This window comes from Clostridium sulfidigenes (assembly GCF_000732635.1).
In the GTDB taxonomy this organism is placed as follows: domain Bacteria; phylum Bacillota; class Clostridia; order Clostridiales; family Clostridiaceae; genus Clostridium_J; species Clostridium_J sulfidigenes.
Genome location: NZ_JPMD01000010.1, coordinates 1 through 25,052 on the forward strand (window position 1 = coordinate 1; position 25,052 = coordinate 25,052).

Here is a 25,052-nt window from a genome sequence, read left to right on the forward strand (position 1 = left end):
CTWATCTGGTAATTATGCTTTTGATGGATACACCCGTTCCCATACCGAACACGAAGGTTAAGCATCAAGAGGCCGATAGTACTGCACGGGAAGCTGTGTGGGAGGGTAGGTTGTTGCCAGGTCAGGTGTGGCTCGATAGCTCAGTCGGTAGAGCAGAGGACTGAAAATCCTCGTGTCGCTGGTTCGATTCCTGCTCGAGCCACCAGTTTGGCGCTATAGCCAAGTGGTAAGGCAGAGGCCTGCAAAGCCTTTATCCCCAGTTCAAATCTGGGTGGCGCCTCCAAAAAGACTTGTAAACAATATGTTTACAAGTCTTTTTATTTTACTTATTAAATCATAGTATATCATTATTAGATTTAGTATATAAATTTTTATATAGTATGTTACATAAGAATTCACTTTTATTCCATTATAAAGTTTTAGAAATGTTTTTAGAGAGAGAGGTAGTGCTTTCATAGATTAAATCTTTGCGTTCAATTAAATCTATAGAAGTTAAAATTAAGGCTTCAATAGCTTTCCATATATTACATTGAGCATATTCTGTTAATGTTAAGTCCATAAACTGTTTTGATGGACAGTGAATTGATGGATCATTTACTATTGATATAGACGGATATATAGTAGGCGTAGTATGACTTACAGTACCAATTCCTAAGGGATATAGCATTTTTTTTCCGTAGTTCATTTCAATTAATCCAGTTTCTTTTAAGTTATTTTCAAATAATTTATTTACTATTTTATTATCTAAAAGTTCTTTGCAAGGAAGCTCAATTAGCTTAATAGAGCAATCTATATTTATGATATCTTCTATGCATTTAATATAGCTTCTTATATTTTCTTCGATTTTATGACATAACTTATGATCTTTTGATTTAATTTCAAATTTAACCTTAGCAGATGAAGGATATTCAACTAATGCATTATCACAGGTAAGATTTAAATGATCCATATAACATTCTTTTGAGATGTTTTTAACTAACTCGTTTATAAAGTGTACTGTATGTAGACAAACATCTAATGAACTTTGGTTAGCATTATCATTAGAAACAAGTAAATTATTATAATCAAGCTGTAAGGTTGTGCATGCTTGTGAAGTATTATTAATAGATGTTATATTATCCACATGAGGAGCAAAAATTACACTACAATTTTCAAATACATTTTCTTTTGTCATTATAATTTCTGAACCATTGGAGTATTTCCCTGGACATCCGATTACTAGAATAGAACCTCCTATTTTGTCAATGACAGAAGATAAACCTATGGCTGCACCTAAAGACATAGTAGCATTGGCATTATTACCAAAAACATGACCATCATCACTTCCACTACTATATTTACATATAAAACATATCTCAGGATGACTGTGTCCAATTCTGGCACGAAATGCAGTTGGAATATCTATGAAATTTTTTTCAATATTAAAATTATATTTTTGTAAAAGTTTTATAATGTAATCTGATGATTTATATTCATTAAAACAGTTTTCACTATTTTCATATAAAAATTTATTAATATCTAGGATTTCAGATTTTATAGTAGATAAAAAACTTAGAACATTTTGTTTCAATTGTAACCCTCCCTACAATTTTATAGATACTAATATTATCAATATCTGACCTTATGTAATTAGTATGTGCACATATATCTATATTATCCAGTAACAAATTTATAGATAAATAGTATTTTAATAGTATCTATATTTGTAATAAGTTTTTTATTAAATGTATTTATGAATACAAGAAAATTAGACAATTTATGTAGATTAATAGATATATGGGTTTATTAATTTATTAACATTATACTTGATGTTATTTAAGGTAGAAAAAGTATGAATTATAAGATGAAATTTTTTTTTTTGGACAAAATAAAAAAAAGGATTTCATGAATAAAATATATTATAAGGGGCGATAATTAAGACAGTCTTAACATGGATAAAACTTAGAAGGATTACTCTATTTTAACTAAGTTGACTTATTCAAAGACAATATAATAATAGACTAACAAGTTCTATTGGATAAATTTTGAGGGGGAAAAATATGAATAAGGAATGTATTATATGCAGAAAGCCTCTAGATAATGGTATACTTATATATGGACGAAGAATTTGTGAGAACTGTGAAAGAAGATTATTAACAATAGAAACTAGTACAGATTTTTATGAATTTTATAAGAATTGTATTAAAAAGAATATAGTTCAACTTATACCAAGAGGAGTGAGTGATAAGTGCCAAGATTACCGATAGTAGATGCACTATTGAAATATAAAGAAGAAGAAAATAGCTATTTTGCTATGCCTGGACATAAAATGGGAAAGGCATATGAAGATACAAAAGAAGGAAAGATTTTATTAGATAATTTCATTAAATTTGATATTACTGAGGTAGAGGGTTTGGATAATCTTCATAATCCTACAAGTATAATAAAAGAAGGACAAGAACAACTTGCTAATTACTATGGGTGTAAAAAATCTTACTTTTTAGTTAATGGAAGTACATCAGGAAATATGATTATGATATTTGCTACATTTAAAGAAGGGGATAAAATAATCGTAGAAAGAAACTGTCATAGATCAGTATTCAATAGTATAATATTACGTAAGTTAAAGCCTATATATGTTATGAATGAGGTAAGTGAAAAATATGATGCTTCTTTTTCTATTAGTAAGAAGCATCTATTTAAATTAATAAAGGAAAATCAAGATGCTAGGGGAATATTATTAACATACCCTAATTATTATGGCATATGTACAGAGTTAGAAGAAATAGTAAAAGAAGCTAAGAAATATAATATGAAGGTATTAATAGATTGTGCTCATGGAGCACATTTTGGAGTTATAGATGAATTGCCTGATAATCCGCTTAAGCTAGGTTGCGATATGGTTGTTCAAAGTGCTCATAAAACATTACCAAGCTTAACACAAACATCATTTTTACACGTTAATTGTGATGAGCTTTTAGATGAGGTTAACTTCTATACTAGCATGTTTTTGACAACGAGTCCTTCATATTTATTTCTTGCCAGCATGGATTATAGTAGATATTATTTACAGAAGTATGGAAGTAAGGATTACGGTATATTAATTAATTTATGTGAAGAATATAGAAGAAAAATAAATCTCATTGGTTTTTATCATATAATAGATGAGCATGATATAATTAAGAAAAGTTCATCAACTAGAAATAAGGTATATATAGATAAAACTAGATATGTTATAAATGTACCTAAAGGATTTAGTGGACATCTATTACTAGATTATTTAAAAGTTAATAAGATTCAATGTGAAATGAGTGACTCAAGAAATGTAGTATTAATTTTTGCTACTTCAAACACCAGAGATGATTTTGATAAACTTTATAGAATACTAAAAGAGTGCAATAAGGATACTTTAGTAGATGAATATGTAAAGCCTATGCAGTATGAAATTCCACTAATAGATAAATTACCATGGGAAACTCTAAATATGAAAAAAGTTGAGTGTAGTATTAAAGATTCCGTAAATAAAGTGTGCGGACAAGCTATTGTCCCATATCCACCTGGGGTACCACTAATAATGCCAGGAGAGATTATTACGAAAGATATTATTGATATAATAGGATATTATATAGATAATAATGTTACATTATTAGGAGTGAAGGAAAATAACTTAATTATAATAAAATAGCAAAGAAACTATAGGAAAAGATAAGTTTGGAGGTAAGTTTTTTGAATAAAGGGTTATTAATAGCATTAGAAGGTCCAGATGGTAGTGGAAAATCTACACAAATAGAATTATTAGAAAAATATTTTGTAGATAAGGGTATTGAAGTTATAAGAACGAGAGAACCTGGAGGAACTAAAATTAGCGAAAAAATTAGGGCGGTAATTTTAGATAATGATAACCAAGAAATGGATAACATGTGTGAGGCTTTACTATATGCTGCAGCGAGAGCTCAGCTTATAAAGGAGGTAATAAAGCCTGCAATTGCTGAAGGGAAGGTAGTCTTATGTGATAGATTTGTATATTCATCTATAGTTTATCAAGGAATTGCTAGAGATTTGGGAATAGACACTGTCAAATCTATAAATGATTGTGCTTTAGGTGGACTTGAAGCGGATTTAGTATTTATGATAAGTATTCCATATGATAAAGGAATTGGAAGAAAGAAAAATCAACGGGAATTAGATAGACTTGAGAATGTTGGTATGGATTTTCATAAAAAAGTTTTTGAAGGATATTCAAAAATTAGTAGTATTTATGATAAAATAGAATTAATAAATGGAGATGACTCTATAGAAAATATTCATAGGAACATAGTAAATAGAGTTGAATCCTATATAGAGCATAAATAAATATTTAGGAGGGGTATTATATGAAATTAATAATTGCGATAGTTCAAGATGACGATGCTATGGATTTAATCGATATCTTAACAGAGAATGGGTTAAGGGTTACAAAGCTTGCAACTACAGGTGGATTTTTAAAAGCTGGAAATACCACATTAATGATAGGTGTAGAGGTAGAGAAAGTTGATACTGTTTTAGGATATATAGAAGAAATCTGCAAAGTTAGAAAACAACTTATATCATCACCTTCTCCGGTTGCTGGATCTACAGGAGTATATGTTCCGTATCCTGTAGAGGTAAATATAGGTGGTGCTACTATATTTGTTGTTGATGTAGATAAGTTTTTAAGAGTATAATATATTTAAGTAAAATAATGTACAATAGGTTAAACTTATTGTACATTATTTATTATATAGGAAGGAGCAAATGAGTATGATAGGTCATGAAAATATAAAAAATAGCTTAATTGAAGCAATTAATAATAATAAATTTACTCATGCTCATATACTAGTTGGAGAAAAAGGTATAGGGAAAAGTGTCTTAGCTAAATTTATAGCATCAAGGCTCTTAGGAATAGATGAAGTAAGGGAACATGTAGATATAATTAATTGGTCTTTAGATAAGGGAAAAGCATCCATAGGGGTGAATACTATTAGGAGTATTATAGAAGAATGTAATAAGAAACCTTTTGAGAGAGATAGAAAGGTTATTATCATAGACAACGGTGATAAGATTACATTTCAAGCACAAAATGCATTTTTAAAGACTATAGAAGAACCACCGGCTAATGTTTATATATTTATATTGTGTGAAGAATTAGAAAGCATGTTGGATACAATTAAATCCAGGTGTGGCATACATAAACTAAAACCACTATCAAAGGAAGAGATGATTTTATTTCTTAAGAATAGATACACAGGAATTGAAGAAAATAAGATGTTAGTGGCTATTTCTTTTGCAAAAGGAATACCAGGAAAAGCAGAGAGTTTAATAGAAAATGAGGATTTTAGTTTAATAAGAAATACAATTTTTGAACTTATATATAAAATTAAGGATAAAGATTATGAAACTTCTTTATTATATGAAAAGTTTTTTAATGATTATAAAAACATGGAAGAGGATATTTTAGATGTAATTATAACCATAATAAGAGATATAATTATTTATAAAGAAGTTGGAGATGAAGAGCTTATAATAAATATTGATAAATTATCCGATATTAAAGATTTAGTTAATATATTTTCATTAAGTAAATTAAATGGTATGATTAAAGTTGTAGATGATACAAGAAAAACTTTAAAAAATAATGTAAACTCGTCATTGGCATTTATAACGATGGTTTTGAGAATGCAGGAGGTATAGCAACAGTCAATAAAACTCTATAGAAGTTTATATAATATTTTTGATTTTATATAATGATTATGTTGTAATAAATTCAAGAGGTGATTATATGAAATACTATTCTATTGGGGAGTTTTCAAAACTAATAAGTAAAAACTCTCAAACATTAAGAGGGTGAGATAAAAAAGACATATTAAAACCACATCATGTTGCTCCAACAGTGTATAGATACTATTCACAAGAGCAACTTAATCAGTTTTTAGTTGTAGACTTCAAGGCAAGAGATCCAATAAAGCTAAAAAAATGATTAAGGAGTTGTTAGAGAGTGATACTGGGGAAGAAAGTTAGATTGTATCCAACTAAAGAGCATGAACAGAAATTATGGCAATCAGTTGGTACTGCAAGATTTATTTATAATTGGACTTTAGCAAGACAAGAAGAAAACTATACCCTAAAGGGCACGCGTAAAAATGGTGGTAAATTCATATCTGATAATGATTTAAGAAAAGAATTAACTATCTTAAAGAAAACAGAACTTAATTGGCTTAATGAAGTATCTAACAATGTGGCTAAACAAGCTGTTAAAGATGGTTGTGAAGCTTATAAAAAGTTTTTCAAAGGGTTAGCTGATAAACCACGATTCAAGAGTCGAAGAAAATCTAAACCGTCTTTCTATAACGATACATCAAAGCTAAAAGTTAAAGAAAGTTCAGTATTAATTGAAAAAGTAGGTTGGGTTACTATAAAGAAAAACTCAATACCTATAAATTGTAAATATACTAATCCAAGAATAAGTTTTGACGGAAAGTATTGGTTTATAGCAGTTGGTATAGAAAAAGAAAACCCAATAGTAGCATTAACTACTGAAAGCATAGGAATTGATTTGGGCATAAAAGATTTAGCTATATGCTCCAATGGAATGACTTTTAAAAATATTAATAAAACAAGAGTTGTAAAGCAACTTGAAAAAAGGCTACGTAGATTACAACGTAGAGTATCTCGTAAATACCTAAAAAATAAAGAAGGGAGTAAGTTTGTTAAAACAAGTAATATTATAAAAATCGAAAAGCAGATTAGATTACTTCATAGAAAATTAGCCAATATAAGAAGTAATTATAATCACCAAGCAACGAATAAGATAGTGAAAACCAAGCCATCAAGAGTTGTTATGGAAACACTTAATATTAAAGGCATGATGAAGAATAAGCATTTATCAAAAGCAATTTCAAAACAATGTTTATATGAGTTTAAAAAACAAATGCAATACAAATGTGAGTTCAATGGAATTGAGTTTATTGAAGCTGATAAATGGTATCCATCATCAAAGACTTGTAGTAAGTGTGGTCATGTAAAACCAAAGCTTTCATTATCTGAAAGGACATATATCTGTGAAGAATGTGGCTTAGTTATAGATAGGGATTATAACGCAAGTATCAATCTATCAAGATATGAATTAGTAGGCTAATCACTTAAAAGATACTACTAATATGTACCATGCGTTGTATGGGAATTTAAGCCCTGGGAGTGTTATAGCAAACGAAAGTAGCTTTATAGCAAAATCGGACACATTGAACAGGGAATTAAACAAGCTTTATAGATTTCTATAATGTTTTGGCAACGGTTTAAATATGATAACAGTAATAGGAGTAAGATTTAAAAAGGCAGGTAAGATATATTATTTTAATCCTGGTGATTTAGATATAAAAAAGGGTGACTTTGTAGTTGTTGAAACCGCAAGAGGAATTGAGTTTGGTGAGTGTGTAGTTGGTATGAAGGAACTCAGAGAAGGTGAAATTGTAGCTCCTTTAAAGGATGTAATAAGGAAAGCTTTAGAGGAAGATATAAACGCAAATAAAACTAATAAAGAAAAGGAAGAAGAAGCTTTTAAGATATGTCTTGAGAAAATAAAGGCTCATGATTTAACTATGAAGCTTATAGATGTAGAATATACTTTTGACAATAATAAAGTAATATTCTATTTTACAGCAGATGGTAGAGTAGATTTCAGGGAATTAGTTAAGGATCTGGCATCAATTTTTAGAACTAGAATAGAATTAAGACAAATTGGTGTTAGGGATGAGGCTAAGATGACTGGAGGTCTTGGACCTTGTGGAAGAAGTTTATGTTGCTCTACATTTTTAGGTGAATTTGCCCCAGTATCAATAAAAATGGCAAAGGAACAAAACCTATCTTTAAATCCTACTAAAATATCAGGAATATGTGGAAGACTTATGTGTTGTTTAAATTATGAACAAGAAACATATGAAGGGATAAGAAAAAGATTACCTAAGGTAGGTTCTATAGTAGATACATGCTATGGAAAAGGAGAAGTAGTTTCTAATAGTGTAGTTAAAGAGGCGGTAAAAGTAAAAGTAAACCTAAAAGATGGTGAAGATGATATTAAAGTAGTTAGTATAAATGATTTAACATTAATATCTGGTAGCTATGAAGATATAATTAATGAAATTGATTTAAAGGAATTAGAAAATCAAGCTGAAGACCCTACACTAATTAAAGAGCTATTTAAAGAAAATTAGGAGGAAGGATATGAAGACCACACTTAAAGTTTGTGATATGGTTACAAGTAAAGATGTTACAAGAGTTAAGAATGCCATATCCGCCAATGAAGGGGTTATAGCCTGTGGAATACACAAAGCTAAAAAAGAAGTAGAAATTGTTTATGACAATTATTTTATAAACATAGAGGATATAATTGAATCCATAGAGAATAGTGGTTACACAGTTATATAATTATTCAGAATCCTTGTAGATATAAAGCTACAAGGATTTTTTTTACATAAAAATAAACAAAATTAATTAAACATGTATATTTTATATAAATTTGTTAATTATTTAAATAGTAGTATTAAAATATAGAGAGGTGTTAATTATGAAATTTAAAAAACAAATAATAATAGCTATAAGCTGTGCAATTGTTTTGGGTGGAATATTTTTTTCTGTAAGCTATATAGGGAATAAAGATCAAAATAAAGAAACTAGTAACAAACCAGCTACAACCACTGACTCAAAGACTAATGAAGCTATAAATGAAAATAAAGAGAATACTGATAGCACAAAGGTCAATGATAAAACTACACTAGGACAAGAAGATAAAAAAGATACAGGTATGGAAGAAGTAAAAGAAGGATACTATACAGTAAAAGCTAATGATACTCTTTATAGTATAGCTAGAACTTACATGCCAAGCTCTGACCCAAATGAAGTAGTAGCAGAAATATTAACAAGGAATAATATGAATAAAGATGATATTATTTCATCAGGACAAAAACTCATTATATCTTATGAAACTTCATTGGTAACAGGAGAAAAAAAATCAGACCAAAAATCAGAAGAGGTAGCTTCAGCTAATACAGCAGAGCATACTGATCACATTAAGTATGTTGTTAAATCAGGCGATACATTATTTAGCATATCTAAGGAGTATTTATCCAATATGGATATAATGGATGGAATTGAATTAATTAAAGCACATAATAGCCTAAATGAGGATACAATAAAAGTTGAAGACACTCTATGTATACCTAATAAATAATATACGAATAAATTAACTTTAGATTAAGGAGATATCTGAAGTAATACCATAGCCTATAAAACAGTTTTAAGATTTTATAGGCTGAAATATAGCCATGTAGAAATACTACATGGCTATATTTTTAATATTTTAACAGAATCACAATTGGCATAAACAAAGTCACTATCTAGAGTCAATAAATAATGTATATTATGACATATACAAGTAGCTATATGAGTAGCATCATTTATAGACAATAGGTTTTTAATCATTATTTCTTTAGTCTTACTCATACAGAGCTTATTTATTTCAACATATTCGTATTTAACGGTGTTTTCAAGTTGATTGTGCATGGTTACAGCAGTCTTATAATAAATACTTAGCAGATCTCTTTTAGAACTGTTTTTAGATAGGTTATCAAAATACTTTTTATAGGGAATTTCTCTTAGTTTATCTATTCTTTTATCCTTTATAATTTTTCTGTCATATTTACTAAAGGATGATATAATTTGTTTTATATTTGTTTGAGAATTAAAGGCACTTTCTTTATCAATTTTGTGACGTATATCTATCATAAATATTTTATACATAATTTGATTTAAAACTTCAGCAGAAATTATATTTGTAACTAAAAGTTTGCACTGGTTATTGAGTAATATTCTGAATACTTCTATACATTCAGTATGTTTTATATCATCATCATAAACTAAACTTAACAAAAATGATGCATCTAACAATATAGAAGTACTTGATTGAAAATCTATTGATGAAAAGGGGTAAAATAATATTTCCATAATGCAAACCTTTCTTAATTGATTATACTGAATGATTATTGTATTATATTAAATTAAACCATTAGTTATTACTGCTACTTAAGTAATAAATTAAATATAACTGTATATTCCTATTGATACTGGTAATAATATAAACAGAGTTCTTAGCTTCTTTGAAGCTCTAGAAATCGTTATCCAGGGACGTAGCAGCTCTTTACTCCCACATTGAAGAAAATATGGGCGTATTAGAGCTGGTAGTCATCGGATAAACAGAGTTCTTAGCTTCTTTGAAGCTCTAGAAATCGTTATCCAGGGACGTAGCAGCTCTTTACTCCCACATTGAAGAAAATATGGGCGTATTAGAGCTGGTAGTCATCGGATAAATGACAAATTAAATCATAAATATAAACCCTAAATGCAATATGTTTTATTTAGTATATATTATTTATAAAATACTAGAAAAAACATATTGCATCCCCCTATATTATAGTATGTAAAAATAAAAAGGTTTCCCCTTGATGGTTAAATATTTATAACTACTCAAGGGGATTTTATAATTTTAAGAATAAATTTTTGGATAATTAGTAGTTATATTATAGATATTATGGATAAGATGAAAAACATAGCAACTTATTATATAATAGGATATGTGTAATTTGGGTATTAGAAAGGAATTTTATATTATGAGTTTAATAAACATAGATGAAACGTTAGATGACTTACAATTAAAGGGTATTCATATCATACAAAAAAAAAGAGGGATTTAGATTTGGAGTTGATGCAGTACTTTTAGCCAATTTTGCTAAGGTAAAAAAAAATGCAACTGTTATTGACTTGTGTAGTGGAACAGGAATAATTCCATTTATAATTAAAGGGAAGAGCCAATGTGGAGTAATAAAGGGTGTAGAGATACAAGGAGAGTTTGCTGAAATGGCAAATAGAACTGCTATGTATAATAATTTTAGTGATGAGATTAAGTTCATAGAAGGGGATTTAAAGGATAAGGAACTTTTAAAATCATTAGGTAGAGTAGATATAGTTACTGTAAATCCACCGTATAAGTTGTATAGCTCTGGAATACTCAATGAGAGTGATAAGAATGCCATTGCTAGACATGAGGTATGCTGCACATTAGAAGATGTTATAATCGCAGCTAGGACGTTATTAAAGGATAATGGTAAATTTTTTATGGTACATAGACCAGATAGAATAGTAGATATATTTACTCTTATGAGAAAGTATAAAATAGAACCAAAGAGAATAAGATTTATTCATCCTAAACCAGGAAAGGCACCTAATATATTATTAGTAGAAGGACAAAGGGATGGGGGAGCATTCTTAAAAATAGAAGATCCATTATATGTACATATGGAGGATGATTCTTATTCAGAGGAAATTAAAGCAATGTATAATTCACAATGGTTAGATTAATAAGATAAAGAATAGAAGAGGTGAGTAAAAGTGAGTGGTAAATTATATTTAATTCCTACTCCAATAGGAAATCTAAAAGATATAACTCTTAGGGCCCTTGAAACTTTAAAAAGTGTAGATATAATTGCATGTGAAGATACAAGACAGAGTTTAAAGCTTTTAAATCATTTTAACATAAGAAAAACATTGATAAGTTATCATAAACATAATGAGAATGGGAAAAGTGAGGATATAATAAATAGATTAATAGAAGGCAAAAATATAGCTATAATAAGCGATGCAGGCACTCCAGGAATTTCAGATCCAGGTGCTATTATAGTGAAGAGATGTATTGAAGAAAATATAGAATTTGAAGTGTACCCTGGAGCAACAGCAATTACTACTGCTCTAGTTTATTCTGGATTAAATACAGATAAATTTTTATTTGTAGGATTTTTATCTAGAGAGAATAAGGATAGAAAAGAGGTTATAGAGGGGTTAGCAGATAGGCAAGAAACTTTAATATTCTATGAGGCACCACATAGATTAGAATCCACTTTAAATTTCTTAAAAGATAACTTAGGTAATAGAAATATTGCAATATGCAAGGAGCTTACAAAGCTTCATGAAACTATATTAAGAGGAACATTAGAAGAGTCTATAGAGCATTATAAAGAAAATAAGCCTAAGGGTGAATATGTACTAGTGTTAGAAGGAAAAAGCAAGACTGAGATTATTGAAGAAATGAAGTCTAAGTGGGTAGATATGAGTATTGAGGAGCATATAAAAGAGTATATAAATCAAGGATTAAATAAAAAAGAAGCAATAAAGAAAGTTGCAAAGGAAAGAAACCTACACAAATCAGAGGTATATAAGTTTGGAATTGATATATAAGCAAAATCATTTTGAAAATTTTTCAAATTAGAAGGAATATGATAATTTATATTGAATATATTTACTGTATATCTATTAAAAAATAGATGGTTATCTCATTTTTTTCCTAAATTACTTGAGATAACAATCATTATAGTGTTATAATGGTAAATGAGATTTATAAATGAGGGGGAGGGAATTTTTTTGAATAAGAAGAATATATCATTAGTACTTGCTTTAGCATTGTCTATTTCTTGTGTTGGAACTAGTGCATTTGCAGACCCAAACAGTGATAGATCAACATATGAGCAAAAGTTGGAAGAAAACAAAAACAACTATAAAAGTGCTCAAGAGCAAGTCGATGAGATAGAAGCTTCAATACAGTCAGTAAATTCTCAGATGGAAGATATATCTATAGATATAGAAGAGTTGAATGCTGAAATTCTTGAAGCAGAAGGCAAAATTGAAGAGAGCAACAAGAAGGTACAAGCTACTGAAAGTGATATAAAAGAGCAAAATGAAAAATTTAGTGAGAGAATGAAAGCGATGTACATTAATGGTATGGGTAGTTATGTTGAGGCGCTTTTAAACTCAAATAGTATATCAGATTTTATGTCTAGATTAAATAACATAAATATAATGATAAACTCTGATAAAGAAATTGTTAGTAGTTTAAATGAAAAAATAGAAACTATTGAAAAACAGAAAAAAGTAGTTCAAGATGAAAAAGTAAAGCTAGATGCATTACAAGAAGAAAATAATAAAAAATTAGCTCAATTGGAAGAAAAAAGAGCAGAACATAAAAAGGCTTTAGCTAAAGCGGAGGCTAATAGAGACTTATTTGATGCAGCTGTGAAAGAGAGTGAAGCTCAAATAAGAGAGACAGAGAGACAAATAAGGGAGTATGTTAGTAATGGTAATACTAGTAGCTCTAATAGACCAAGTAGAGGAGGCAGTGGTGATTCAAATGTGATAGCACCTCCAAATGCCTCAGGAAGCTCTATAGTTGGTTATGCATATAAATTTTTAGGAGTTCCATACCAATGGGGTGGAAACGGGCCTAATACTTTTGATTGTTCAGGCTTAACTAGATATGTATATGCTGCCAATGGAATAAATCTTCCTAGAGTAGCTCAGGATCAAATGAACGCAGGAACACCAGTTTCTAATCCTCAACCTGGGGATTTGGTATTCTTTGGTTCAGGCGGATATGCATACCATGTTGGTATATATGTAGGTAATAATTCTTACCTTCATGCTCCTCAAGATAATGAGGTTGTAAAAATATCGCCTATGAGTAGATACGATTATATAGGGGCAAGAAGATATTAATTTCTTAAGATAAGATCAGTAATTTAATTGCTGGTCTTTTATTTTAGGGTTAATAGATAGATTTATATAGTATATACGATATAAATAATAAAAACGTTACTTATTTCTAAGTAACGTTTTTATTATTTATTGTTGATTCTTTAATTCATTTAGACATTTTTGACAGATGTTTTTAGATTTATAGTTAACCACATCACGAGCATCTCCACAGAAGATACATGCAGGTTCATATTTCTTTAATATAACTTGCTCACCATCTACGTAAATTTCAAGAGCATCCTTAACGTCAATATCTAAAGTCCTTCTCAATTCTACTGGGATAACTATTCTCCCTAGCTCGTCTACTTTTCTTACAACACCAGTTGATTTCATAATAAATTCCTCCTATATTTTTGATTATGTAATCAAATAAAATTTAGTTAGCAGATATTATATTTAATACCATATAATAACTATAATACAAGAAAAATCATAAGTCAATAAAAAATGATAAAAAAAATAAATTTATTACATTATATGCCATTAATATATAATCTATTATAGTAGTATTAATCACATAATAAGGAAAAAATGAATAATTTAACTTATAATTTAATATTTTAACATAAAAATGCTTATTTTCAAAACTATTTTATTTAGTTTGTGAATTGATTCTACAAAAAATATCAAAATTTGAAGGAGGTAAAGCCATATTATTCAGTAGTCTAGACAGAAAATAAAAAATATTATGCACAACCTATATGTGGATAATGTGGATAATATATAAAGATACCTAAAGTTAGTAGAATTATAGGAATTAACATGTATATATTAATCAACAGTTGATGTTGATATTATTTATAATAATATGTTAGTAAAATGTGATTATTGTTAATAATATTGATATGTGCTTATATTTGAATGAACAATTTATATTAATTTCATAATCCATGAATAAATAATTCGACTTTTATTTTATAAGATATTTGTAAATATAGACATTATCTTTTATAATTAATATGAAGTAGTGTACAAAAATTTACATTATCATATATTTAACTAGTATTAAGGCGAGAATATGTTAAATATTAAAAAGGTTATTAAAGTGAGGGATGAAAATGAATGATAGAGATAGAGATAATGGGACTATTTTTCAAGAGGTGGTATCTAAATTTTCGGAGATGATAGGTGAGAATACTGAAAAAAGTATAATACAGTATGATGAATTACCACAGTATGATTTATTCTTATCACAAGTTAAAGATTATCTTAACGATAAGTTTAAGCACGATAAATTTACTAATAGCATACTTCAAAATTATATAAAGAGCGAAGTTATTTCTAAGCCAGAAGATGGTAAAAAAAGAGGATATACTAAACTGCATTTAGCTCAATTGGTTTTATTAGGATATATGAGGCCGATTTTGACAACAGATGAAATAAAAAGTGTATTTAGATTAGCTTTTAATGATATAAATAATAGGGAGGATGATATTCTTTCATGGGAAGATACCTTTAAATTATTTAGTGATTTACAGCAAAAGAATATAGAATTATTTTTTAGTGGAGAAGAGAAGGATTTAGAAGAAATAATTAGAAGACACTTGGAAAAGTATGAGTTTAATAATGAAGATAAAGAAAGAATATTAATATTCTTGTTAGTTATGATTTTAGTAGCTCATGCAAGTAATATAAAAAAACTAGTTACTACATTAGTTGAAGAATTTGGAGATAAATATAAGTAAAATATTATATGGATCAAAGAATAAAAATATCTTCTTATGAAAAGATACATAATAGATGACTTTATAAGGAGATGAGGTTATGAAATCAATCTATTTGATTCAAGTAGCTAATAGTACTAATAAGGATTTAGTAGAATTGTTACTTATGATTAAAGATAAAAAAATATATAAAGATGAGATAATATATACCCTAGGAGATATTACAGGCGAATTAAGGCTTAAAGTTGAAAATAATTACAACAAAGTATTAAATATAGGTGATGTAGTAAATGTTAGTATAAAAGACAATAGTATAGTGAAGATAGATTTATCAAAATCTAGTTATAATTTAAATGATTTTATGAACTGTGTAAAAAGAGATGTAAAATTTATATTAGATGAATTAGAAGAAATGACAACTCAACAATTTAAATGTGAAGAGGTTATGTCTTTAGATAAATATTTTTTTTGTGATAAGAAATTTATAAATGATTTTTCTCAAGGAATTGGAGGGTTAGAACACCATACATATATAGGTGGGCTTGCAGAACACACTCTTAATGTAACCTATTGGGCAAAGAAACTTGCATATAGGTATAATTGTAGATATAAGGAAATTGCTATATTAGCAGCAAAACTTCATGATATTGGAAAGATATATGAATATTCGTCAATTGGAAGATTTAAACCAACCATGAGAGGTGAAATGGAAGGTCATATAGTTATAGGTATAACTATGATAGAAGAAGCATTTAAAAATAACCCTGGATTTTATAGTGAGGACTTTAAAAATCGAATTAAAGGATGTATTGTTCAACATCATGGAAAACCGGAGTATGGATCTCCTAAAGGGCCAAATACAGAAGAGGCTTTTATAGTGCATTATGCAGATTATCTTGATGCTACTATGAATAAGGTATCAAAGGTAAAAGATAAAACAATACATGATACGTGGTCGGATTATGAAAAAAAGATAGAAACTAAATTATTTATATAAAACCATAAAGCGAATTACTTAGGTAGTTTGTTTTATGGTTTTATTTTCAAAATATATATTAAGATGTATATACAATGGTACGATAATTCAATCGAGTAAAAATATGGGGGGAATTATTATGGGGAAAAATGAACATAAAGAGAACTATAACAATTATATTACTAAAGTAAATAAATTAATGTTAATTGTATTCCTAAGTATTATGTTTGTTACAGTAGCAGGTTCAGTTCTACAAGTTTATAGGGGAGATAGAAGGATTGGATTTGCAATATATAATATATTAGTAGCAGGTATAGCCTATGTTATAGCCATATTCTTATATATGAAAAACTCATCAAATAACATAATGAGATGGGTTTTGGCTACAGGATTTTTATTAGTAGATACATATATATTACTCACATCATCCTGTGCATCTGCTTTTGCAGCTGGATTTCCATTTATACTAAGTTTAGTTTTATACTTGGATTTAAAATTAATAACTACTGTTGGTGGAATAAATTTAATATCTATACTAATATATGCATATATGCAGGTAAAGTTAGGAAATAGCACTGAGTTAAGTGGGATTTTAGGTACTACTATAATGTTTTTGCCAACGCTTGTAATAGTTACACAATTTATTTCTAAAATGAATAAAGATATAAATAAAAATGTAGAAGAATTAAATGAAAATAGTAAGATACAACAAAAGATGTTAATAGATTTATCCAATGTATATACTGTAGTTAAAGAAAAATCTAATGAGCTTAGAGGAATTGTTTCTTTAATAGGTCAAAGTACAGAAATTGTAAATTCATCTATAGATGAAATAGCAATAGGGGCAACTAATACTAGCAAAGAAATTGAGAGTCAGACTAATTTAGTAAATAATATAAAGCATGAAATAACAGAGACTGAAGAGGTAACTACTGTTGTTAAACAATCCTCTGAGGAAGCTGATGAGGTAATAGACAATGGAATAAAAATTGTTCATGAATTATCTAAGAAAAGTGAATATATTATGAGCAAAAATAAAAAGGTTAGTGACATTATGAAGGAACTAGCTGAAAAATCATCTAATATTGCGGAAATAACTAATGTTATATCATCTATTTCAGAGCAAACTAATCTTCTAGCATTAAATGCTGCAATTGAAGCAGCTAGGGTTGGTGAAAGTGGAAAAGGATTTGCTGTGGTAGCAGATGAAATAAAGAAATTAGCAGCTGAGAGTAAAAATAACTCACTAGAGATAGGAAATATACTGAAGTCTCTAGAAGAAGATACTAATGTATCAGTTTTAGAGGTAGAAGAATTAGTTCATGCTAATGATGAACAACAACAATTGGTTAAAGATACAAATAAAGCATTTTCAATTATTCAGAAAAATGTATCTACAGTAAAAGAGGAAATGATAGGTGTGGTTTCTAAGGTATCTGCAATTTTAGATAGCAGTGAAAAAATTCATGATAACATTACAAATCTATCAGGTATAGCCCAAGAAACCATGGCAAGTTCGGAAGAAACTTCAACCATATCTCATGAAAATCTAAATAATTCTAAGGAATTAGAAAATATAGCAGCAGTGTTAAATAGTTCAATAGAGGAAATAAGTAAGTACTTCAAATAAATAGAGTTTGTAGTCATTGGGATTAACATATTAAAAAAATAATGCACTCTTCATTTTAAAGAGTGCATTATTTTTTTATATTTTAGCTACAAGAACTTTCACCTATAGCTTTAGATATTACTCTAAAAGTTTTTCCAAAGAATGTTTTTTTGTAAGAAACAATACAATCTTCAAAAATATATTCTTCATCTTTATCAACTGCAAAAGTTATTCCATTAACAGTTTCTACAGTATCATTTGATTTTTGTTCATCCAGAACAACGCTTAGGTTAGGGCCACCTCAACCAAAACCTGCAATAGCTAGTCTAACAACAGATTTGCCTTGTTTGCTTAAATTTTCTAAAAGTGCATCTTTAGTTTCGTTATCAAAAGTTATTTTCATTTTAATATCCTCCTTTTAATTTGCTTTTATTTAGTATACCATGTGGTTTTACATTTATGCTGATAAATATTTGATAAGCTTGGTATTTACTTCTTAAGATAAACTAGGGTAAAAGTTATACTGTTTATATAATTTATAATACAATATTTATATAGAAAGATATGTGATTTAATCACATAAATAAGCCAAATTAAAAAATTTAGTATTATGATAAACTATATTGACATTACAGTTTATTTAAAGTAAAATGAAAATAGTAAAAATTTAATAAAGAATCCTTTTAAAAACGGTACAGAGATGCCGGCAAGGGAAGATAATATTTTGGTATGAATACATTTGTAATATGATAAAATTTACAATAATATATTCATATACAAAGTTGTATTTACAGATATTTATAGCTTTCCTTGTTGAGGAAAGCTTTTTTTATTGAATTTTATAAGTAAATCTTAATACCTTTAAATTATCCCAGAGAGGCTAAAAAGGAGTGTTTTATATGTTAAAAGGAAGAAATTTAATCGAACCAATGGACCTTACTTTAGAAGAATTAGACGAAATATTTGACCTAGCAGATGAAATAATAAAAGATCCAAGGAAATTTATACATGCTTGTGATGGGTACTTGCTTACTACATTATTTTATGAGCCAAGTACTAGAACCAGATTTAGTTTTGAAGCTGCTATGAATAGATTAGGCGGAAGCGTAATCGGATTTTCAGAACCAAATGCTAGTTCAGTAGCTAAGGGAGAAAGTATTGCAGATACCATAAGAACTGTTGCATGCTATGCAGACATTGCTGTAATGAGACATCCTAAAGAAGGAGCACCACAGGTTGCAGCACAATATAGTGACATTCCCGTAGTAAATGCAGGGGATGGTGGACACCAACATCCAACTCAAACCTTAACTGATTTACTAACCATAAGAACCCTGAAGGGAAGACTAAATAATTTAACAATAGGTTGTTGTGGAGATTTAAAATTTGGAAGAACAGTACATTCATTAATAAAAGCTTTAAGTAGATATGAAAACAACAAGTTCGTACTAATTTCACCTGAAGAATTAGAAATACCAGAGTATATAAAGAAAGAAGTCCTTAAAAAGAAAAACATAGAGTTCAAGCAAGTTAGAACTATGGAAGAAGCTATGAAGGAAATAGATATTTTATATATGACAAGGGTACAAAGAGAAAGATTTTTTAATGAAGAAGACTATATAAAACTTAAAGATACTTATATATTAGATAATGAAAAAATGAATCTTGCGAAAGAAGATATGATAGTACTTCACCCATTACCAAGAGTAAATGAGATAGCATATGAAGTAGATAGTGATAATAGAGCTGTGTACTTTAAGCAAGCTAAGTATGGAATGTATGTGAGAATGGCATTAATACTAAAACTATTAGGAATTTACTAAGGTATATAAGGAGGAAGTAATATGTTAACTATAAATAGTATAAAAAACGGATTAGTAATAGATCATATAAAAGCTGGAGAAGGAATAAAAATATTTAACTTCTTAAACTTAGATAAAGCTGATTTCACTGTAGCTCTTATAATGAATGCTAATAGTGATAAGTGTGGGAAAAAAGATATAATAAAAATAGAAACTAGAATAGATATTGATTTTGAAATATTAGGAGTAATAGATCCAAATATAACTATAGATATAATAGAAAATGAAGAAATTAAGGAAAAAATTAAGCTTACACTTCCTGAAAAGGTTGAAAATGTTATTAAATGTAAGAATCCTAGATGCGTTACATCTATAGAACCTAACATAATGCATATACATTACTTAGTAGATGAAGAAACGAAGGAATATAGATGTCATTACTGTGATGATTTACAAAAGGTAACTTCATTATATTAATAGATAGGATTGGAGAATACTTATGGAAATTTGCATAAAGAATGGTACAGTAGTTGACTGGAGTGGAACCTTTGTTGGAGATGTGTATATAAAGGACGGAGTAATTTGTGAGCTAGGAAGAAATCTCATAAAGGATTGTAAAACTATAGATGCGGCAGGAAAGATAGTAATGCCTGGTTTTGTAGATTTACATGTGCATTTTAGAGATCCGGGACTTACACATAAGGAAGATATACAATCAGGTTCTCGTGCTGCAGTTAAAGGTGGATATGTAATGGTAAACCTTATGGCAAATACAAATCCAGTATGTAGCACTATGGATACAGTTAATTATGTTATAAATAGGGGTAAGGAAGTAGGACTTATAGATATTAATCAAGTTATATCTATAACTAACGAGTTTAGTGGAGATGACATAAGCCATTTAGATAAGCTAAAAAAAGGTGATATAAAAGTAATATCAGAAGATGGAAAAGATGTTATGCACAGCGAAGTTATGTTAAATGCTATGATTAAGGCTAAAGAGAAGGATATAACTGTTATGTGCCATTGTGAGAATCATAATCTATCTGATATAGATATGAGACTGGCAGAAAATACTATGACTTGGAGAAATATAACTTTAGCAAAACATGCAGGGTGTAAAGTTCACTTTTCCCATGTAAGTACCAAAGAATCTATGGAATATATCATTAAAGCAAAGGAAAAAGGTCATAAAGTTACTTGTGAAGTATCTCCCCATCATATAGCTTTAACAAATGATGTAGAGTATAGAGTAAATCCACCTCTTAGAGAAAAGGAAGATATGGAATATTTAATCCAAGCTATAAAAGGTGGATATGTGGATAGCATTGCTACAGATCATGCACCTCATACTGAAGAGGATAAGAAAAAAGGAGCTCCAGGAATATCAGGAATAGAAACAGCCTTTGGAGTTTCTTATACAAAGCTTGTAAGGTCAGGTAATATAGACTTAAGTAAGCTAAGTGAAATCATGAGTAAGAGACCTAGTGAAATACTAGGAGTTAATAAGGGCCAAATAGATATAGGTTATGATGGAGATTTAGTAATATTAGATTTAGAAAAAGAATATGAGATACGTAAGGAAGAATTTTTATCAAAAGGTAAAAATACTCCATTTAATGGTATGAAAGTATATGGAGAAGTTATAACTACCATAAAAGGTGGTAAAGTTGTTTATAAAAAATAGAAAAGTGAGGGAGTATCATATGATTATAGATAGACTATTCGATATAATTGCAGAAAAAGGACATGTATGTGTGGGACTAGATACAGATATATCATATATACCAAAAAGTTTTATGAAGAAATTTGAAAACATAGGTGATGCAATTTTCGAATTTAATAAAGCTATAATAGATGAAACTATAGACCATGTAGCTTGCTATAAGCCACAAATAGCATATTATGAAGCATATGGATTGGAAGGATTAAGAGCTTATTCTAATACATTAAAGTATATAAGGGAAAAGGGAGCAATATCTATAGGAGATATAAAAAGAGGCGATATTGCTAAAACGGCTGAAATGTATGCTAAAGCACATTTTGCAGGAGAATTTGAAGCTGATTTTATAACGCTAAGTCCATATATGGGATTAGATAGTATAGAGCCATACTTACCTTATATTGAAAATAGTGAAAAGGGAGTTTTTGTACTGATAAGAACTTCAAACAAGGGTAGTAAGGATATTCAATATATAGAAACTAAGGGCGGTAGAAAAGTATTTAATGTAGTAGGGGAAACTATAAATAATTTAGGGAAAAATTATATAGGTAAGTGTGGGTATAGTTCTATAGGTGGGGTTATAGGATGTACCCATGTAGATGAAGGTATAGAAATAAGAAATTCCTTAGATAGTACATTCTTTTTAATACCAGGATATGGTGCTCAAGGTGGAAAAGCAGAAGATGTAGCCCTTTATCTTAAGGATGGAAATGGAGGAGTTGTTAACTCTTCAAGGGGTATAATGCTTGCATATAAAGGAAAACTAGATGGTGAAGAAAACTTTGCTAAGTATGCAAAAGAAGAGGCAATTAGAATGAAAAATGAAATTCTAACAGCTATAGGAAATCTAAAAAAATAAATTTAATTACAGTTCATGCCATACAACTTTATTGTATGGCATTATATTAGAATAAATTATTAGGAGATTAGAATGAAAAAAGATAATTATGAATACAAAGTTTGTAAAGTAATAGAGAATAAAGAAGTTGCTAAAGGAATATTTAAATTATCTATAGAGGGGAAGTTTCGAGGAGAACCTGGACAGTTTTATATGCTAAGAGCCTGGGAAAAGGAACCTATATTATGGAGACCTATTAGTATTCATAATATAACATCAAATTCTATAGAATTCCTATATCAACTAGTTGGAGAAGGAACAAAATTATTAAGTAATCTTATACAAGGACAAGAGGTTAAGGTTATGGGTCCATTAGGAAATGGCTTTGACTTAGAAGAGATAAAAGGCAAGGTTGCGGTAGTATCAGGAGGAATTGGGGTTGCTCCAATGAGATACCTAGTAGATAACATAAAGGATTCAGAAGTTCATATATTTGCTGGCTTTAGAGATGAAGTTTATGGGTTAGAAGAAATAAGTGAGTTAGATTTATCAGTAAAGGTGTCTACAGAAGATGGTAGTGTTGGACATAAAGGATATGTAACAGAACTATTTAATCCTAAAGACTATGACTTAGTTTTATGTTGTGGACCAGAGGTTATGATGTATAGAGTAATTAATATGTGCAAGGAAGTGGGTACAAAGATATATGTATCAGAAGAAAAGAAGATGGCTTGTGGAGTAGGAGCTTGTCTTGGTTGTACATGTAAAACAGTTAGTGGAAATAAAAGAACATGTAAAGATGGTCCTGTATTTAATGGATTAGATTTAGAGTTTTAAAGGAGAAATTATGCTTAAGGTAAATATTTGTAATAAGGAATTCAAGAATCCAATAATGACAGCATCAGGTACTTTTGGCTTTGGTGAAGAGTATAGTAAGTTTTATGATATAGCAAAACTTGGAGGAATTTGTAGTAAGGGCTTAACCTTAAATCCGAGACAAGGTAATGATGGAGTAAGAATCAAAGAAACAACAGGTGGAATGCTTAATAGTGTAGGACTTCAAAACCCAGGAGTAGAAAACTTTATAAAAGATGAACTTCCAAAGATGAAAGAATATAACACTAATATAATAGCTAATGTTGGTGGAGCTACAGTAGAAGAATATATAAGTATAATCGAGAAGTTAAACCAGGTTGATGTAGACATCATAGAACTTAACATTTCATGCCCTAATGTAAAACATGGTGGTATGGCTCTAGGAATAAAATCAAAGGTTGCCTATGAGGCAGTAAAAGAAGTGAAGAAGGTATGTAAAAAACCATTGATGGTGAAGTTATCTCCTAATGCAGAAAATATAGTAGAGATGGCGCTTAGTTGTGAAGAAGCGGGAGCTGATGCACTATCATTAATAAATACTTTTCAAGGAATGTCTATAGACTACAAAAAACGAAAGGCTGTATTTGATAATATCTATGCAGGATTCTCGGGACCAGCAGTAAAGCCTATGGCTTTAAGAATGGTTCATCAAGTGTGTAAGGCATGTAAGGTTCCAGTAGTTGGTCTTGGCGGTATTACAAATTGGGAAGATGCTATAGAGTTTATAATGGCAGGAGCTACAGGGATCCAAATAGGTACAGCTAATTTTATAAATCCTTTTGCACCATTAGAAATTATAAAAGGAATAGAAGACTTTTTAATAAAAGAAAATATTAAAGATATTAGTGAAATTAGAGGAATAGTATAGGAGGAAAATATTATGGAAAATAAAATTGTAGATATATTAGTTCAGTGTGAGGCATTATTAGAAGGGCATTTCTTGCTATCATCAGGTAAACATAGTAATAGATACTGTCAATGTGCAAAATTACTACAGTATCCAGATAAGGCAGCTCAAGTATTAGAAGTAGTTGCAAACAAGGTTAAAGATTTAGATGTTGATATGTTAGTAGGTCCTGCTATGGGAGGAATAATAGTTGCTTATGAGCTAGCAAGACAACTAGGAAAGCCAGGGATATTTACTGAAAGAAAAGACGGTGTAATGACATTAACAAGAGGCTTTGAAATTAAGCAAGGACAAAGAGTTTTAATTACAGAAGACGTAGTTACAACAGGAAAATCTACTATGGAAGTTGTAGAAGTACTAAGAGGTTTAGGTGCAGAAGTTGTAGGTGTATGTTGTATAGTCGATAGGAGAGTTGAAAATTGTGCTTTAACTCTTCCGGTTTATAGTGCATGTAAATTGGAAATAGAAAGCTTTGATAAGGAAGAATGCCCACTATGTAAAAAGGATATACCTTATATAAAACCGGGTAGCAGAAACATTAAATAATCGAATAATTAACCAAGTTGTAATAAAGTTCACCTTACTTATAGATTTTATATAGGGAGGTGAATTTTTTTATAAGAGATGGTGCAAATAAATTTTATATTATAACTAATGATTATAGTCATAAATTATATAATAGGATAATATTATATATCATTAATTAACAACTGGTGTAAGGAGAATGTAAATATGATTAATGATGTTCCTAGTATTATATATGATAAAAATAAAAATCCTCTGAGAGTTATAAAATCATCAAGAGTATTCTTTAAGAAACATGGAAGAGTTGGATATGTATTTCATGTTGAGAGGGAGGAAAGAATAACAAGTATAAGTGAGTTTGACTTAGTTGAAGACAATGGGAATTTTGTTGTTACGAAAGATATATTTGAGAATTCAGATACAATGTAAAAAGTGGAGATATAATTTAGAATAGGAATATACTTATGCTTATAAGCCAAACTATATATAGTTATTTATTATTAATT

25 protein-coding genes, 2 tRNA genes, 1 rRNA gene and 2 pseudogenes are annotated in these 25,052 nt (G+C 29.1%); 27 read left to right on the forward strand and 3 right to left on the reverse strand.

Going from position 1 to position 25,052, the window contains the following annotated elements; translation table 11 throughout:
* Positions 1-4: 4 nt before the first annotated feature.
* The 3 genes from rrf to IO99_RS04420 all read left to right on the forward strand — a co-directional run bounded on the left by rrf (position 5) and on the right by IO99_RS04420 (position 283).
* Positions 5-122 (forward strand): 5S ribosomal RNA (gene rrf, locus IO99_RS04410).
* A 7-nt stretch (positions 123-129) separates the two neighbouring features.
* Positions 130-205 (forward strand) — tRNA-Phe (locus tag IO99_RS04415).
* Positions 206-209: 4 nt separating this feature from the next.
* Positions 210-283: transfer RNA gene (locus IO99_RS04420), tRNA-Cys, on the forward strand.
* Between the two features lie 126 nt (positions 284-409).
* On the opposite strand, the gene IO99_RS04425 is transcribed toward IO99_RS04420, so the two are convergent.
* Positions 410-1,570, reverse strand: a complete 1,161-nt coding sequence (locus tag IO99_RS04425; protein ID WP_035130773.1) for a zinc-binding metallopeptidase family protein — start codon at positions 1,568-1,570, stop codon at positions 410-412.
* Between the two features lie 469 nt (positions 1,571-2,039).
* Here IO99_RS04425 and IO99_RS04430 point away from each other — a divergent pair, with 469 nt between their 5' ends.
* From IO99_RS04430 to IO99_RS04470, 10 genes and pseudogenes are all read left to right on the forward strand, one after another.
* On the forward strand, positions 2,040-2,246 hold the full coding sequence (locus IO99_RS04430) for a sigma factor G inhibitor Gin (protein ID WP_035130775.1): 207 nt from the start codon (positions 2,040-2,042) through the stop codon (positions 2,244-2,246).
* Positions 2,228-3,664, forward strand: coding sequence for an aminotransferase class I/II-fold pyridoxal phosphate-dependent enzyme (locus IO99_RS04435; protein WP_035130777.1), 1,437 nt, complete (start codon positions 2,228-2,230; stop codon positions 3,662-3,664). Before IO99_RS04430 ends, IO99_RS04435 begins: the two co-directional genes overlap by 19 nt.
* A gap of 41 nt (positions 3,665-3,705) precedes the next feature.
* A complete protein-coding gene (tmk, locus tag IO99_RS04440; protein ID WP_156964285.1) occupies positions 3,706-4,332 on the forward strand; it encodes a dTMP kinase in 627 nt (208 codons plus the stop codon).
* Between the two features lie 20 nt (positions 4,333-4,352).
* The gene (locus IO99_RS04445; protein WP_035130781.1) at positions 4,353-4,682 is read left to right on the forward strand and encodes a cyclic-di-AMP receptor; all 330 of its coding nucleotides are present in this window, start codon (positions 4,353-4,355) and stop codon (positions 4,680-4,682) included.
* Between the two features lie 76 nt (positions 4,683-4,758).
* Entirely contained in the window at positions 4,759-5,688 is a 930-nt protein-coding gene (locus IO99_RS04450; RefSeq protein WP_242844090.1) for a DNA polymerase III subunit delta', read from the forward strand.
* Between the two features lie 88 nt (positions 5,689-5,776).
* Positions 5,777-5,929 (forward strand): annotated as a pseudogene (locus tag IO99_RS18640) (MerR family transcriptional regulator); the annotation flags it as partial.
* Positions 5,930-5,992: 63 nt separating this feature from the next.
* The gene (locus tag IO99_RS04455; RefSeq protein WP_035130785.1) at positions 5,993-7,132 is read left to right on the forward strand and encodes an RNA-guided endonuclease InsQ/TnpB family protein; all 1,140 of its coding nucleotides are present in this window, start codon (positions 5,993-5,995) and stop codon (positions 7,130-7,132) included.
* A gap of 163 nt (positions 7,133-7,295) precedes the next feature.
* Complete coding sequence (locus tag IO99_RS04460; RefSeq protein ID WP_035130787.1) at positions 7,296-8,204, forward strand: PSP1 domain-containing protein; 909 nt, start codon at positions 7,296-7,298, stop codon at positions 8,202-8,204.
* A 10-nt stretch (positions 8,205-8,214) separates the two neighbouring features.
* Positions 8,215-8,418 carry a heavy-metal-associated domain-containing protein gene (locus tag IO99_RS04465; RefSeq protein ID WP_035130795.1) on the forward strand — a complete coding sequence of 68 codons (204 nt, stop codon included), beginning with the start codon at positions 8,215-8,217 and terminating at the stop codon, positions 8,416-8,418.
* Positions 8,419-8,557: 139 nt separating this feature from the next.
* Positions 8,558-9,220 carry a LysM peptidoglycan-binding domain-containing protein gene (locus IO99_RS04470; RefSeq protein WP_035130797.1) on the forward strand — a complete coding sequence of 221 codons (663 nt, stop codon included), beginning with the start codon at positions 8,558-8,560 and terminating at the stop codon, positions 9,218-9,220.
* A 113-nt stretch (positions 9,221-9,333) separates the two neighbouring features.
* Here IO99_RS04470 and IO99_RS04475 read toward each other — a convergent pair whose 3' ends face one another.
* On the reverse strand, positions 9,334-9,993 hold the full coding sequence (locus IO99_RS04475; protein ID WP_035130799.1) for a type II toxin-antitoxin system VapC family toxin: 660 nt from the start codon (positions 9,991-9,993) through the stop codon (positions 9,334-9,336).
* A 662-nt stretch (positions 9,994-10,655) separates the two neighbouring features.
* Between IO99_RS04475 and IO99_RS04480 the strand changes: the two are divergent.
* The 3 genes and pseudogenes from IO99_RS04480 (at position 10,656) to IO99_RS04490 (ending at position 13,587) form a co-directional block, all read left to right on the forward strand.
* A pseudogene (locus IO99_RS04480) lies at positions 10,656-11,403 on the forward strand (tRNA1(Val) (adenine(37)-N6)-methyltransferase).
* 30 nt (positions 11,404-11,433) lie between these two features.
* Complete coding sequence (gene rsmI / locus IO99_RS04485) at positions 11,434-12,276, forward strand: 16S rRNA (cytidine(1402)-2'-O)-methyltransferase (protein WP_035130800.1); 843 nt, start codon at positions 11,434-11,436, stop codon at positions 12,274-12,276.
* Between the two features lie 183 nt (positions 12,277-12,459).
* Positions 12,460-13,587, forward strand: coding sequence for a C40 family peptidase (locus IO99_RS04490; protein WP_051823916.1), 1,128 nt, complete (start codon positions 12,460-12,462; stop codon positions 13,585-13,587).
* 126 nt (positions 13,588-13,713) lie between these two features.
* Here the strand turns inward: IO99_RS04490 and IO99_RS04495 are convergent, their stop codons facing one another.
* Entirely contained in the window at positions 13,714-13,959 is a 246-nt protein-coding gene (locus tag IO99_RS04495) for an AbrB/MazE/SpoVT family DNA-binding domain-containing protein (protein WP_035130802.1), read from the reverse strand.
* A 788-nt stretch (positions 13,960-14,747) separates the two neighbouring features.
* On the opposite strand from IO99_RS04495, the gene IO99_RS04500 reads away from it, so the two are divergent.
* From IO99_RS04500 to IO99_RS04550, 11 genes are all read left to right on the forward strand, one after another.
* Positions 14,748-15,311, forward strand: a complete 564-nt coding sequence (locus IO99_RS04500) for a DUF1836 domain-containing protein (protein WP_414632299.1) — start codon at positions 14,748-14,750, stop codon at positions 15,309-15,311.
* A 79-nt stretch (positions 15,312-15,390) separates the two neighbouring features.
* Positions 15,391-16,287: an HD domain-containing protein gene (locus IO99_RS04505; RefSeq protein ID WP_035130803.1), complete on the forward strand. Its 897-nt coding sequence runs from the start codon at positions 15,391-15,393 to the stop codon at positions 16,285-16,287.
* A gap of 118 nt (positions 16,288-16,405) precedes the next feature.
* Positions 16,406-17,896 (forward strand): methyl-accepting chemotaxis protein, encoded by a 1,491-nt coding sequence (locus tag IO99_RS04510; protein ID WP_035130805.1) that lies wholly within the window; start codon positions 16,406-16,408, stop codon positions 17,894-17,896.
* 878 nt (positions 17,897-18,774) lie between these two features.
* Positions 18,775-19,698: an aspartate carbamoyltransferase gene (gene pyrB, locus IO99_RS04515; protein WP_035130807.1), complete on the forward strand. Its 924-nt coding sequence runs from the start codon at positions 18,775-18,777 to the stop codon at positions 19,696-19,698.
* A gap of 21 nt (positions 19,699-19,719) precedes the next feature.
* Positions 19,720-20,154 carry an aspartate carbamoyltransferase regulatory subunit gene (locus IO99_RS04520; RefSeq protein WP_035130809.1) on the forward strand — a complete coding sequence of 145 codons (435 nt, stop codon included), beginning with the start codon at positions 19,720-19,722 and terminating at the stop codon, positions 20,152-20,154.
* Positions 20,155-20,176: 22 nt separating this feature from the next.
* Positions 20,177-21,364: a dihydroorotase gene (locus tag IO99_RS04525; protein ID WP_035130811.1), complete on the forward strand. Its 1,188-nt coding sequence runs from the start codon at positions 20,177-20,179 to the stop codon at positions 21,362-21,364.
* Positions 21,365-21,383: 19 nt separating this feature from the next.
* A complete protein-coding gene (gene pyrF / locus IO99_RS04530; RefSeq protein WP_035130918.1) occupies positions 21,384-22,259 on the forward strand; it encodes an orotidine-5'-phosphate decarboxylase in 876 nt (291 codons plus the stop codon).
* Between the two features lie 72 nt (positions 22,260-22,331).
* Positions 22,332-23,075, forward strand: coding sequence for a dihydroorotate dehydrogenase electron transfer subunit (locus IO99_RS04535; RefSeq protein WP_035130813.1), 744 nt, complete (start codon positions 22,332-22,334; stop codon positions 23,073-23,075).
* Between the two features lie 10 nt (positions 23,076-23,085).
* Positions 23,086-23,982: a dihydroorotate dehydrogenase gene (locus IO99_RS04540; protein ID WP_035130815.1), complete on the forward strand. Its 897-nt coding sequence runs from the start codon at positions 23,086-23,088 to the stop codon at positions 23,980-23,982.
* Between the two features lie 12 nt (positions 23,983-23,994).
* Entirely contained in the window at positions 23,995-24,567 is a 573-nt protein-coding gene (pyrE, locus tag IO99_RS04545; protein ID WP_035130817.1) for an orotate phosphoribosyltransferase, read from the forward strand.
* 186 nt (positions 24,568-24,753) lie between these two features.
* Positions 24,754-24,975: a hypothetical protein gene (locus IO99_RS04550; RefSeq protein ID WP_035130819.1), complete on the forward strand. Its 222-nt coding sequence runs from the start codon at positions 24,754-24,756 to the stop codon at positions 24,973-24,975.
* The last annotated feature ends 77 nt before the right edge of the window (positions 24,976-25,052 follow it).